General features: G+C 47.5%; 16 protein-coding genes. 5 read left to right on the top strand and 11 right to left on the bottom strand.

Annotation, left to right across the window (positions count from 1 at the left end):
- Positions 1-47: 47 nt before the first annotated feature.
- Complete coding sequence (locus MUG84_RS05660; protein ID WP_244721608.1) at positions 48-866, top strand: AraC family transcriptional regulator; 819 nt, start codon at positions 48-50, stop codon at positions 864-866.
- A 45-nt stretch (positions 867-911) separates the two neighbouring features.
- Here the strand turns inward: MUG84_RS05660 and MUG84_RS05665 are convergent, their stop codons facing one another.
- Both MUG84_RS05665 and MUG84_RS05670 read right to left on the bottom strand, forming a co-directional pair.
- Complete coding sequence (locus MUG84_RS05665; RefSeq protein WP_244721611.1) at positions 912-1,232, bottom strand: hypothetical protein; 321 nt, start codon at positions 1,230-1,232, stop codon at positions 912-914.
- Positions 1,233-1,321: 89 nt separating this feature from the next.
- Entirely contained in the window at positions 1,322-2,014 is a 693-nt protein-coding gene (locus tag MUG84_RS05670) for a TerC family protein (RefSeq protein ID WP_244721615.1), read from the bottom strand.
- 381 nt (positions 2,015-2,395) lie between these two features.
- Between MUG84_RS05670 and MUG84_RS05675 the strand changes: the two genes are divergently transcribed.
- The gene (locus MUG84_RS05675; protein WP_244721618.1) at positions 2,396-3,061 is read left to right on the top strand and encodes a TVP38/TMEM64 family protein; all 666 of its coding nucleotides are present in this window, start codon (positions 2,396-2,398) and stop codon (positions 3,059-3,061) included.
- Positions 3,061-4,047, top strand: coding sequence for a peptide-methionine (R)-S-oxide reductase MsrB (gene msrB / locus MUG84_RS05680; RefSeq protein WP_425313161.1), 987 nt, complete (start codon positions 3,061-3,063; stop codon positions 4,045-4,047). The genes MUG84_RS05675 and msrB overlap by 1 nt, the downstream gene beginning before the upstream one ends.
- Positions 4,048-4,131: 84 nt before the next feature.
- Here msrB and MUG84_RS05685 read toward each other — a convergent pair whose 3' ends face one another.
- From MUG84_RS05685 to MUG84_RS05705, 5 genes are all read right to left on the bottom strand, one after another.
- On the bottom strand, positions 4,132-4,740 hold the full coding sequence (locus MUG84_RS05685; RefSeq protein WP_244721621.1) for a class I SAM-dependent methyltransferase: 609 nt from the start codon (positions 4,738-4,740) through the stop codon (positions 4,132-4,134).
- A complete protein-coding gene (locus MUG84_RS05690; protein WP_244721624.1) occupies positions 4,731-5,234 on the bottom strand; it encodes a DUF1572 family protein in 504 nt (167 codons plus the stop codon). The genes MUG84_RS05685 and MUG84_RS05690 overlap by 10 nt, the downstream gene beginning before the upstream one ends.
- A 116-nt stretch (positions 5,235-5,350) precedes the next feature.
- Positions 5,351-6,973: an MDR family MFS transporter gene (locus MUG84_RS05695; RefSeq protein WP_244721627.1), complete on the bottom strand. Its 1,623-nt coding sequence runs from the start codon at positions 6,971-6,973 to the stop codon at positions 5,351-5,353.
- Positions 6,974-7,016: 43 nt separating this feature from the next.
- The gene (locus MUG84_RS05700; RefSeq protein ID WP_244721630.1) at positions 7,017-7,445 is read right to left on the bottom strand and encodes a MarR family winged helix-turn-helix transcriptional regulator; all 429 of its coding nucleotides are present in this window, start codon (positions 7,443-7,445) and stop codon (positions 7,017-7,019) included.
- Positions 7,446-7,665: 220 nt separating this feature from the next.
- Positions 7,666-8,358 carry a YitT family protein gene (locus MUG84_RS05705; protein ID WP_244721632.1) on the bottom strand — a complete coding sequence of 231 codons (693 nt, stop codon included), beginning with the start codon at positions 8,356-8,358 and terminating at the stop codon, positions 7,666-7,668.
- Between the two features lie 500 nt (positions 8,359-8,858).
- On the opposite strand from MUG84_RS05705, the gene hmpA reads away from it, so the two are divergent.
- Entirely contained in the window at positions 8,859-10,058 is a 1,200-nt protein-coding gene (gene hmpA / locus MUG84_RS05710; protein ID WP_244721634.1) for an NO-inducible flavohemoprotein, read from the top strand.
- 95 nt (positions 10,059-10,153) lie between these two features.
- Here hmpA and MUG84_RS05715 read toward each other — a convergent pair whose 3' ends face one another.
- The 3 genes from MUG84_RS05715 to MUG84_RS05725 form a co-directional block, all read right to left on the bottom strand.
- Positions 10,154-10,522 carry a YuzC family spore coat inner layer protein gene (locus MUG84_RS05715; RefSeq protein ID WP_244721636.1) on the bottom strand — a complete coding sequence of 123 codons (369 nt, stop codon included), beginning with the start codon at positions 10,520-10,522 and terminating at the stop codon, positions 10,154-10,156.
- A gap of 71 nt (positions 10,523-10,593) precedes the next feature.
- Entirely contained in the window at positions 10,594-10,980 is a 387-nt protein-coding gene (locus MUG84_RS05720) for a VOC family protein (protein WP_244721638.1), read from the bottom strand.
- A 1-nt stretch (position 10,981) separates the two neighbouring features.
- Positions 10,982-11,479 (bottom strand): Crp/Fnr family transcriptional regulator, encoded by a 498-nt coding sequence (locus tag MUG84_RS05725; protein ID WP_244721640.1) that lies wholly within the window; start codon positions 11,477-11,479, stop codon positions 10,982-10,984.
- Between the two features lie 174 nt (positions 11,480-11,653).
- On the opposite strand from MUG84_RS05725, the gene MUG84_RS05730 reads away from it, so the two are divergent.
- Positions 11,654-12,046 carry a YhjD family protein gene (locus MUG84_RS05730; RefSeq protein WP_244721646.1) on the top strand — a complete coding sequence of 131 codons (393 nt, stop codon included), beginning with the start codon at positions 11,654-11,656 and terminating at the stop codon, positions 12,044-12,046.
- Positions 12,047-12,102: 56 nt separating this feature from the next.
- Here the strand turns inward: MUG84_RS05730 and MUG84_RS05735 are convergent, their stop codons facing one another.
- A complete protein-coding gene (locus tag MUG84_RS05735; RefSeq protein WP_244721647.1) occupies positions 12,103-13,023 on the bottom strand; it encodes a hypothetical protein in 921 nt (306 codons plus the stop codon).
- Positions 13,024-13,030: the final 7 nt, after the last annotated feature.

Here is a 13,030-nt window from a genome sequence, read left to right on the forward strand (position 1 = left end):
AAGAGCCGGATTTTGCATGTAATCACCACTCTATAAGGAGTCATTTCATGTCTACGCAGGATTCAGTACACATTTATACAGCAGGCTTCTCATTTCATCATAAACCTTTTTATATGACCGAAATGAACGGTGTTAAAAATTATTTGATGCGACTTCAGACGGATGGAAGATGCCGGGCCCGCGTCGACGGCAAAATGGTTCAGATCGAGCCGGGGGATTTGCTTGTATTTTCTCCGGACGAGCCTTATGAACTGAGAATTGAAGAGGAGCTAAACGCCCAGAACGAGCTTGCGGTCGAAAGCGGCGATTATCATATTTTTTTTGGGGGAACCTGGATTGATGAATGGTGGTCCAGACAGAAGCGCCCCACTCGCATCAAGGTCCCTTTGAACGAAACCATCCTGAGCCTGTTCAGGCAAATTGTCCTAGAGCAGCGTAAAATATCCAATCCGTTCCCGGAAATCTCGGGTTACTACATGCGGATTCTATGTTTGGAGACAGACCGCCTGCTGCGCGAGCATCCTTCTACGACACCGAAGACATATTTGGCCTATCAGATTAAGCAATACATCGAAGAACATGCTTCCGTTTCTTTTAAGCTGGAGGATGTGGCCGCCAATGTCGGAATCAGTGTTTCCCGTGCCGTTCACCTTTTTAAAGAAGCGTTCGGAACCAGCATCATGCAATATACGCTGGATGTCCGCCTGGAAATGGCGCGCGAACGGATTATTTTTAGCCCGATGTCTCTTGAGAATATCGCCGAAACCTCAGGCTTCGCCAATTACACGTATTTCCACCGCGTATTTCGTTCCCGCTTCGGCAAATCCCCCAAGGAATTCCGTATCGCGAACAGGGAACAGATTTAAATGAAATGAAGCCGGGCTCAGATGAGCCCGGCTTCATTTGCCTTTTCAACGGCTTTTCCCGGTTGCGTTTCTGTTCGAAATCGCCTCGGATACCACAAAAGCCAGATCCTCATTGCCAAAGAGGGACAGCACACCAAGAACTGTATCATCCGGGATCGGACCGGCCTCTTCCTTGGGTACCGTCAGTTCCAGTACACGCTGAAGCCGCTCGTTACTCTGCTGCTCTGGATAGGCCTGCATGTATAATTCTTCAGGATTCAATCCTTCATTAACGCACCACTGGGCAAACACCAGGATCATCATGTCCTCGTCTTGGCGGTAGCTCTCCACGATGCCGTCTTCGATTGATTTGCGATTTTCATCCATTTTTCATTTCCCCTTTTAACTCGTGTCCGCGATCCTTGATCGATACACATTATACCTTTTTTAGGGGATAAACTGAATACAAGCCGGCTTTAGCTCATGCCGACAGCCTGCCTTCTTGCCGCCTCGGCTTTCTTTTTCTTGGAACGGAGTCCAACCCATACCACAGCAGCCACTACAACCAGCTCAAACGCATATTTCACAAATGCATTCGTAAACAGTCCGTGAATGAATGGTTCTTCCACCAGCATTTTAGAAGCTGTCCAGGCAAGTACGGCGGATCCGAAAGTAATAACGACAGGAAAACGTTCGGTCAATTTGATGATCATCGTGCTGCCCCACACCATGATCGGCACCGATATCGCAAGGCCGAAGATGACGAGAAGAAAGTCTCCATGAGCCGCACCGGCTACAGCCAGCACATTGTCGAGACCCATCATAGCGTCCGCAATAATAATGGTGCGGATGGCCGCCCAGATTTGATTGCCTGCCGAAATGTCATGCTTCTTCTCATCGATTAGAAGCTTGTAGGCGATCCATATCAGTGCAATCCCCCCGACCAGGCGCAATCCAGGGATCAAGAGCAGCTTAGCGACAAGCAGCGTCGCAATGACCCGTATGATCACCGCCCCAACGGTCCCCCACACGATGACCTTCTTCTGATCTTCTTTTCTCACGTTGCGCGCGGCAAGACCGATGACGATGGCATTGTCTCCGGCCAATACCAGGTCGATGACGACAATAGACAGTAAGGCTGTCCAAAATTCCAAGGTCAACAATTCCATTTTCCTTCCACCTCTCCTGTTTTCGGGACGTAGATAAATATCCCTTGATTAAAATGATTGCTATGATTAGTCCGCCGCAATAATAAAAAGCGCCCCTTACCTTCATCAGGTAATGGCGCTTTTTTCCACCAAAAAAGACCTTTACCTAATGAAAATCAGGCAAAGGTCTCGCAAAACAACGTTACGTTGCCAATAAAGCCGGGGATGTGATCCCGTAATGACGACTTTATTGCATGAGCTACTCCCCTTTGGGAACTATTCACTTATTAACTGGTATCATTATAGCAATTATTTTCGGAAATTTCTATGGTTTTATTTTTCAAATCTTCGTTTGGTATGATAAGCTTCAGATGCAACAAAGATAAATAAAGGGGAAACTGCATGAATAAATGGCTGCTAGCCGCATTGTATTCGGCCGCTCTTGCGATTGCTTTGATTTACCGGAATGAGATTCTGGATTACATGCATCAGCATGGTTCCTTTCCCGTTCTGCTCGGAATGGCAACCCTGGTCGCTCTACTTCCGATTATTCCGTACAAGCTGGTGATTGCCGCTCTCGGTTATTCCTTCGGTACGGCCTGGGCTGCAGCCATCAGCTGGCTGGGTACCATGATCGCTGCCACGATGGTATATGCACTCGTTAGATATGTTTTCCGGGAACAAGGGCGACAATATCTTGGTAGGTTTAAAACTCTGCATACCTTTACCTCTTGGGTGGAATCCCGCCCTTTTGCCAGCGTGATTGGCGGACGCCTGATCCCTGTCATTCCGCAGATGGCGGTAAATGTGTTCGCGGGTGTGGCTTCCATCCCCTTTTGGACCTATACGGCCGCTTCCGGCATCGGCAAGCTTCCGGGCATTTTTCTGTATTCTTTTTTGGGCGGCCAAGGTACCAGGCATCCGCTTGTTTCCGTGATCGCTGTATCCGGATATGTATTACTTTCGGGAGTGATGCTGCGCCTCTACCAGAAAACTGGACATTCACGCTCAAAAAGCCGTTTTCTTGGTTACACTATGCGTATCGATTATAATGAGGAAGAAAAATAATGAAACGGAGTGATATCATGAGCGATTTACAAGCGGTTCATCAGGAAAAGGCGATCTTTGCAGGCGGATGCTTTTGGTGCATGGTAGCCCCGTTTGAAGAGCTGCCCGGTATTATCAAAGTCGAATCCGGTTATACAGGCGGCCATACCGAGAACCCTACCTACGAGGAAGTCTGCTCCCATACGACTGGACATGTCGAAGCCGTTCAGATTACGTACAACCCTGAGATTTTCCCATACGAAAAGCTGCTGGAGCTGTTCTGGCAGCAGATTGACCCTACGGATGAAGGCGGCCAGTTCTATGACCGCGGACACTCTTACCAGACGGCTATTTTCTACCATACGGAAGAGCAGCGAGTTCAAGCAGAAGCTTCTAAAGCCAAGCTTACGGAAAGCGGCCGCTTCAGTAGGCCCATCGTGACACCGATTCTGCCGGCGAAGCCTTTTTATGCAGCGGAAGAATATCATCAGGATTACCACAAAAAGAATCCAGGTCATTACAAGCGCTATCGCAAAGGCTCCGGCCGGGATGCTTTTCTTGAAAAGGTATGGGCGCCTGAAAAAGATAAAGGTGAGCTGAAGCAGCGCCTAACCCCGATTCAATACGAGGTAACCCAAAATAATGCCACCGAGCCTCCTTTCCAGAATGAATTTTGGGATCATCATGGCGAAGGCATCTACGTGGATATCGTGACTGGAGAGCCATTATTCAGCTCGCGTGACAAATACGATTCCGGCTGCGGCTGGCCAAGTTTTACGCGTCCCATCCGTGATTACAGCATCAAGGAAAAAATGGACCTTAGCCACATGATGGTCCGTACTGAAGTCCGCAGCAAGAGCTCCGACTCGCATCTGGGGCATGTGTTCGACGACGGTCCCGGACAGAACGGTCTCCGCTACTGCATCAACTCCGCCGCACTCCGGTTCGTTCCGAAGGAAGATCTGGATCAGCAGGGATACGGCGAGTATAAGGTTTTGTTCGAGTAAAATATATGTAAAACCGATCCGATAAAAGTAACAGCGGCGGACTAGGACGTGAAAAAAGTCTTAGACTGGCCGCTGTTTTCTATATTATTTCTGTAATATGAATGCCTGAAAATGCGGCTGCCCATCTTGTAAGGGAATCGTATTAAAACTAATTTCTTTAAAATATTTTCCTACCAACGTTCTAATGGAATGATCAGAATATGAAGCGAAAAAACGTTTAGGATCACACCAATCATTTTCCCATATTCCCTCTGAATCGTTCCCACCATAAAGTCCCATATAAAATAAAGCATCTGGTTTCATTATTCGTTTGATTTCTTGAAGTACATCACCTATTTCATTTTTTGGAACATGCAACAGACAGTTTAAGGCATATACAGCATCAAATGTATTGTCAGCAAAATCTAAATTGTAAAAATCCATTTCATATGCTTGAAGTCCCTTTTCCTTGCAATAGCGTATCATCTCAGAGGACAAATCAACGCTTGTTACCTCAATACCATTTTCCTTGAAGTAAAGACTATCAATACCTGTACCAGCACCAATTTCAAGTAGCTTTTTTTTATCCGATGATCGTAACTTAGACAGAAAATGTTCTCTCTCGACCAACTTCCACTCAGCTGGATTAGAATTTACTCTTCTATGCGAATCAATATCATATGATTTTGCAAGATTAGTTTTAGTTAATCCCATTTAAATTGCCCCTTCCTCATTTTAGCTATGTAAATGATTTGTCCAGTATGATAATGAACCTCTCTGAACATTGCCATCATAAGGTTAAGCGCTGTTGTCTCATTATTTACCTGGCTGTACGTAAGCGGTGGCAAATAAAGAAAGGGTTGGGACATCAATAAATGAGGATTGGAGTTCAGATGTTCAAGATACTGAAGCATGATATCAAATGCATCCTTTGTATGTTTATAGGCCTCTTCTTTCGTCATCTTAAGTCCTCGTTCAAATTCCTTTTCCCGATCCCGTGTGTCTGGTATGTTAAATAGAATTGTTTCAACCCGCGAATGCACAGCACCTCTAATATGAGAAACTAAATTAGCAATACTGTTGCTTTCAGGGGCTGGATACCATGTAATATCTTCTTCCGATACTTGTTCAATTGCTTTAAGAGTACCTCTTTGTTCCGATCTAAACTTGACCGACATACTTTGAATAAATTCGAAAGCTATATCCACAATTCCACCTCGCATTTCCTTATTTTGTATTTCTATATTACCGAATGTTTGTTCCTATGGCAAGATCCAACGCCAAAAAGCCTGAGGCTCATGAAACCCCCAGGCTTTTGATTAGGTTACACAGATGGTGCGGTTGTTTTGGCTTTGTCTGGATGTGCCTGCGCCCCTGTTTCCGGCAGCTTGTTGGAAGTACGCAGCGGAATTTCACGCAGGAAGAAGGTCAGCACCAGCGCTACTGCCACAAGAGCCGCTCCTGACAGAAATACCGTCGTCAAGGAAGCACCCAGTGCGTCTTTCAGCATATCGATCATTTTCGTGAGAACATCCTGCACTTCTTTCGGCATCGTTTCCTGCAGCTCGTGAAGCTTCGGCTGGTCCAGCAGCATTTCCGGGTTTTGGAACGGCGCCAGTTGTTTGGCCAGCTCCGGATCTAACTTTTGCATATTAGCGCCTTCACCTGCGGCCATCGCACTTTTCATATGACTTGTGAGGCTTGTGGACATAATCGTACCCATGACTGCGATCCCTATGGTGCCGCCCAGATTACGGAACAACTGGGAGGATGCAGTGGCCACGCCAAGCTGATCCGGTCTGACCGCATTTTGCACCGTCAGAGAGAATACCGGCATGCCGATTCCGAGGCCCAGGCCAAATACGATCATTGCCACGACGGCAAGCCAAATACTGTTCATAACCGCCATAATCAGCATCCCTACGATCATGATCGGAATGCCCGCAAGCGCAAACCTTTTGTACTTGCCCGTTTTCGTAATCATTCGGCCGATAATCGTACTTACGATAACCATCGATATCGACATCGGCATGGTAACATAACCGGAATAGGTCGGTGATATGCCTTCAACGCCCTGTACGAAAAACGGCAGATAGATGAGAGCCCCCATCATTCCGGCGTTCATAATAAAACCGATGACATTTGAGATCGTCACAATGTCGTTGCGGAACAGCGACAAAGGAAGCACCGGGCTTTTAACGACTCTCTCAACGAGTATAAACAAAATAAGGAACACTGCCGCACCACCGAACAGGCTCAGAATCTGCCAGGATCCCCATTCATATTTCGTACCGGCCCAGGAGAAACCGAGCAGCAGCGGTACGATGGTCATAGTTAGGAAAAGCGAGCCGAAGTAGTCAATCTTCTCGGACTTCTTACGCGGCACCTTGGGAAAAAGCATCATAATCATAACAAACGCTACAACGCCCAGTGGAAGGAAAATCCAGAACAGCCACTTCCACTGCAGATTGTCGACCAGCCATCCGCCGAGCGTTGGACCAAGCACGCTGGAGAAACCAAAGACAGCCATCATGATTCCGGTCCACTTGCCTCTTTCGCGCGGGGAGAACAAATCGCCGACAGCGGTAAAGGCTGATGCCATAATAATACCTGCACCGATCCCCTGTATCCCCCGGTACGTAATCAGCTGGAAAATGTCTTTGGAAGTACCGCTCAAAAATGCGCCGATGATAAAAAATACAATACCCGCTAATATAAATGGCTTGCGGCCATAAATATCCGACAGTTTACCGACGAGAACCGTTGCAATCGTAGAACTGAGCATGTAAATGGTAATGACCCACGTATAATAATCCATGCCACCGAGAATGGCGATGATGCGCGGCATAGCTGTGCTGACAATCGTCTGATTGATTGCGGAGAAGAACATGGCAGCAATGATCGCAACCATGATCGTCACTTTTCTCTTTTGGGATAAATCCTCCAAACGTACTTCACTCCTTGTTTTGTGAATGGTTATTTTCTGAACGTTATGACTTATCTTGCTGCAGTCCGATCATCTTTTCACACAACTCGGTTACAATGAGCACTTCGTCAGGTTCAAGACGGGATAAATGCTCTCTGATGCGTTGGTCCCTTTTTTGGATGGCTTTGGCCAGAACCTCTTCCCCAAGCGGCGTTGCCTCCACTAAAATCACTCTCCGGTCTGCAGGATCCTGGGATCGTACGACAAACCCTGACTTTTCCAGGCGATCTACCATAACTGTAACAGCACTAGGCTTCACTTCCAGCCGATCTGCCACCTTCGACAGATTGCATTTACGCTCCGAATGAATGTAACCCAGCATAAATAATTGCGGTCCGGTTAAAAATTCCTGCATTTCCTTGCAGACATCTGTTTCCAGACTCCACCAGAATGATTTCACGGCAGCATATAGCCGATTGGCCAGCGTTTCCATTCCCGATCCCCCTTCCTCGCCCAAATATGGTAAAGTATACTATTATTTCAATGGTTTAAATATTAAAATTATCAAGACCATATGTCAACCCTGTTATATGAATTTTTTTCATTTTTTTACTTCAACTACATCCGGGGTAATCCAGCCAATCAAGAGCTCTTAGGGTCTGATGAGCACAAAAAAAACCGCCTGATTCCAATCAGAATCAGGCGGTTATCTGTTAATGAGCACTCCGCACCGCATGAACGGGCTTGGAGGCGACTTTCTGGGATTGAGCCGGTTCGGGTATCGCGGTAACTCTCGCTTTTCCCTTACGGAATGATAATGTGAATGTGATGGTCTGCCCGGCAATGCCAACCGCCAAGATCGTAAACAAGGTTTCCTTCAGCGGCAGATAAAACAGGGACAGCAGCAGTACGGCAGCGTCCATTAGAATGAATACGGTACCTACCTTCAGTCCGCTCCAGCGGCTAATGAGCAGCGATAAAATATCATCTCCGCCGGTAGCTCCCCCAAATCGGAGAACCAGTCCTGTGGCAAACCCTGTGACCAGTCCGGACAACAGCGCAGCCAGCAGCAGATTGTTGTGCAGGTCGATGACCAGCGATGAATGGCGTTCAATCAATTCGTAAAAGATAGAAAACGAAAAAGTCGCAAGCAGCGTATTCATCACGAAAGTACGGCCTTTCAAAAACATGGCGATCAGAATTACCGGTATGTCCAGAATCAGCATACTCAGCGCTGGATTCACTCCCAGCACGTACTTGCCAAGCAAAGACAAGCCTACGAATCCGCCCTCCAATAAATGATTTTGAAAATTGATGTGATAATACGCAAATGCCAGCAAAAAAGTTCCGAACAGCATAATAACGATTCGTGCAGTCTTAGAAATCAAATGGTCTTTCTTCCTCATACAAGTTCCCTCTTATCGTGTAGGTTAGTCAGGGATGTGACAACCTCTTGCGACAAGCAGAAACCTGCAGAACCAAATCCTTCGCATCTTGAGCTTCCTTCTTTCGCAGAGTTTGTCTTACATCCTCGGTGTCCAAGTGACTGTACTCTACGATAGGAAGCTAAGTGTAAGAGAGATCATAACGTTTCCAAATCGTCCTTTGGGGATTGTTCCTTCGGGGACACATGGTATCCTGATCCTTTCTTTGTTTGTTTAATTTCTTCTTTATTATAACATAATCCTTTGCTGAAATGGGCGGAAAACCAATATTTACATTTCAAAAAAACATAAAAAATTCTTAACCGTACAGCTTTTCTGTGAACCGCATCATTGCCAAAATCCGCTTGTTCACATATTGTCTAACTTTAATGTGATCGGAATCACAAGTATGCTGTTTCACCTTTTCTATACTGAATAAAGAAAGAAAAATGAAGAATCCTACCGAGAAATGAGGAATTCAAATGCTATCAAAAGAAACCATCGACATTATAAAATCAACGGTTCCTGTTCTGGAGATTCACGGTAAAACAATCACTTCCACTTTTTATCAGATGATGTTCGAGAATCATCCTGAGCTGCTAAACATATTCAATCATGCGAATCAACGGGAAGGTAAGCAACCTGAAGCTCTGGCAAACACCGTATATGCGGCAGCCGCTAATATCGATCGTTTGGAGGACATTTTGCCTGTTGTCAAACAGATCGGTCAAAAGCACCGGGCGCTGAACATACTGCCGGAGCAATATCCGATTGTCGGAGAGAACCTGCTGGGCGCGATCAAAAAGGTGCTGGGCGACGCCGCAACACCCGAAATTTTGGATGCCTGGGCGCAGGCTTACGCAGTAATCGCCGATGCCTTTATAGGTGTTGAAGCCGAAATGTATCGGGAAGCAGAAGACGCACCGGGCGGATGGCGCGGATTTCGTTCTTTCGTGGTTGAACGCAAGGTCAAAGAAAGCGACGTTATCACTTCCTTCTATTTGAAGCCACAGGACGGGGGCGCGATCTCAAGCTACATGCCGGGTCAATACATTACAGTACGGGTTCAACCGGAAAATGAATCTTATACCCATCTCCGTCATTACAGCTTGTCCGCTGCACCCGGCGGAAACCATTACCGGATATCGGTTAAGCGGGAAGATGCCGCACCTGGAAAGCCCGCTGGCATCGTATCGACCTATCTGCACAACTCAGTGAATGAAGGGGATGTGCTGGAGATCACCGCACCTGCCGGATCGTTCACACTGGATCAGGAGCAGACCATTCCACTCGTTCTGATCGGCGGCGGGGTAGGCCTGACTCCGATGATCAGCATGCTCGAAACCGTGCTGAAGGAGCAGCCTGAGCGTAAAGTAACCTATATTCATGCAGCCATCAATGAGGGATATCATGCGATGAGAGAGCATGTGGAACAGCTGGACGCGGAGCATGATCAGTTAAAATCGTATGTGTGCTATGAAAAACCGCTTGGCCAGTGCAGCTGCCATAAATCCGGCTACATCGATCTTCCTTGGCTTCAAGAGGTTGTCAGCAAGGATTCCGATTTCTATTTCTGCGGTCCCGTTCCTTTCATGCGTGCCGTCAACCAAGCATTAAAAGAGTGGGGCGTGCCTGAAGAGCGGATCCATTACGAATTCTTCGGACCTGCCGGAACACTGTAAGCCTGTAAGTTTCATCTAAAGGCTTGCCATCAGAAGCAACTTACACCAAAGGGATATTTGTCCGCCTAAAGGACAGATATCCCTTTTTGATATGATTACTCGCCCCATTTGAGAAACATGGCCAATTTGCAGCAGGGTTCATTTTGCACTTTCGGCTCTACCGTTATGCCAATCCCGGTGGGAGTGTATCCAGACTTAATCACAGCCGTCGTGCTGATTGATTTCATTAACCGATCGACTTCCTGCCTGTGTCCGGCTTGGGCGGCGGTCATGACCCGAAAGGCAAACTCATGCTCGGACAGCTTGTTCAGGATGCGGTAGCCCTCTTCCATCAGCTTGTAGTAGTCTTGTAACGATTGGTTTAACGTGTCGGTTTGCACCGGCGGATATTCGCGGACCCAAGAATAATTAGGAACATAGGCGCTCGGAATCATATAATAGCCATAATACGGTGGGGAACTCATCCGAGTTATCTCCTTTCTCTGTGTACAGATAACCCATTATATGTGCCCATATAGGCTTTTGTGATGCCCTTTTAAACGCTGCAGGCGAGCTCCACCTTAATCCGGTCCGGATCTTCAAAAAATACCGCATAATGCTCCGGTCCCCCAGCATAGGGATATTTGTCCTCATACAGAACGGATATCCCTTTTTGCTTGAGCGCAGCCGCCATCTCATTCACCTGTGCAGGGGATTTTGCATGAAACGCCAAATGATTGAGCCCGGTTGCCTTCCGGTGATACGCAGTATCCAAAAAACGCTCTTCCGTCTGTACAAATACCAGATAGGTTGGTCCAAATTTGAAGCTGAACCCTTGCTCCCATTCCTGAAAAATAACGTAGCCAAGCCCGGTGAGAAACCACTCCCAGAACTCACGGCTACGCTTTAAATCCGATACGTTGATTTCGACATGATGCAGCATCCTAATGCCCTCTCAGCAGACGGTTGATGGTCTCACGGCGTACGCCGATCAGTTGTCCGATCTCTTCCTGGGTCAACAGATCGGTAAAATGAACGCCATGCGAATAATCGTCCAGCCATTCAGACAAAAGCTCAAGCCGCTCAGCCGGTGTTCCTACCGTCAGATGATCCAGCCTTTTCTGCATGAAACGGACCTTCTCCTGAAGCAGAAGCGCAATCTCAAGCGCCTTCTCCGGATTCTCGCGCACCTCACGGTACCATTCTTCAGCCGGAATTCTTTCGACTTCACTGCGCATGAGGGCAATCGCCGTTCCGTGGGTCTCCTTCGGGGTAATGAGCGAATGATGAGGCACCGTTTCTCCGGGATATAATATGTTAAAAAGCACCATATTTCCATTTTCATGAAGACGCGTGACTTTAAAAAGTCCGCTCTTGATTTGATACAAATATTCGCCGCCGTCCCCCTGATGGAATAATACTTCCCCTTTATGCAAAATCATATGTTATCTTCCCCCAATTCTTGATATAGCTTCTTCTAATTATGCTTCAACCATTATATCAGAAAGATCAGGTATGATTTCCAGTGAATTGGTCTTGCCACCATGCATACTTTTGACGTAACATGAGTATAATTAGAACGTATGTTCTCATTATAATTTCAAGGAAGTGCTCCTATGAAAGCATCATCCCTTCCTCCTGCCCCGGCCGAAGAAGACACCTTGCTGGTCAAAACCTATGTGCTGCATGTCATCCTACTGGATGTTTTGGAACGGGATATCCGCACGATGGGTTCACTTGCCCTCAAGCTGCCCGATGTTTATATCCGCGGTCTTTCAGGAATACAAAACAAAGCCATGCGCCGGCTTACCGATATCCGGACAGACATGCGGTCCCGCGGCATTCGGGTATATGAGGAAAACCGGAGCACCAAAGGCGTAGAGGCCCTCTATTTATGCCGGGGATATCAGCGGCGTTTTTTCATGCTGTGGTCGTATGTCAAAGCGGAGACCGCTTCTGAGCTCTGTACGTATTTGGGGATCAGCCTAATCGCAGATGATGGCAAGTGAAAAAGGCGTATCCTATAAGCTTCATAGAATACGCCTTAATCTCTTTTGTCCTGATGTCAATTTCTCATGCTGCTCTGCTCCCGCTTCGGATCAGCCGAAGCGATCTTTTCCTGCCATGCTTCATAATGATGAACCGCCAGTCCCGCAAAGGAAGAGTGGGATTCGCTGAGCTGGTATACCTTCTCCATCTCTTCTTCCATCACCGGCAGGGGCTTGCCGAAAAAGCTCACATGTGATCCTTCCTCGGTGTGTCCGAGCTCCATGCCGATCCAGATGGATTTGTCGAGCTGATCGGCCTCATCCAGCATTCCCTTGGACAAGTCAAATATTTGCTGCCCGCTGTCACGATAGGACATGACGGCCAGGGCATCAAACCGGCCCAGCATCCAGCGGCTCAGAGTGCCGCTGCCGTCCTCCGCTCCGATTTTCCCGAGCCAGAACGGTACAGCGGCGCTCATGTATAGTCCGCCTCTTTGGCCCCTGTCCGTCCATTCCTCCATATTGCGGCTCCACTCGCTTACCACGCTGCTCTGGTCACGTTCCCAGCGTTTGAGTTGATATGGCTCCACATCAAGCTGAATACCGGCAAAACGTTCTTCCGGCGAAGCTTTATCATTATAATCGAGAACCCAATCGATAAATTGATCCGCTTCCTTCCGGTGCTCCTCGTACGCCCACTGCGGACGGCCATCCAGGGCATGCACCGAAATATCTTCCTGATGGGCGGCGGCGATAAAACGCTTGTACTGCTGTACATCCACATCTTTTTGGATCTGAAGGAAAATGACACTGACTCCCTGCTCCTTACAGAAGTCCAGAATCTCTCCTGGGTTTTCAATTAATGAGGCGTCCCAGAGCCAAGTAGCTTTACCTTCTTCTACAGATGAAGATTTGAAAAGGAAGGGCAAGAGCAGCAAGCAGCAGACGACCAGGACCAGGCGAGGCTTCGCTTTTGCTTTTGCCAGTAATGCTCCCATCCTCTTC

The organism is Paenibacillus mangrovi (genome assembly GCF_022898935.1).
Classification (GTDB): Bacteria; Bacillota; Bacilli; order Paenibacillales; family Paenibacillaceae; genus Paenibacillus_AQ; species Paenibacillus_AQ mangrovi.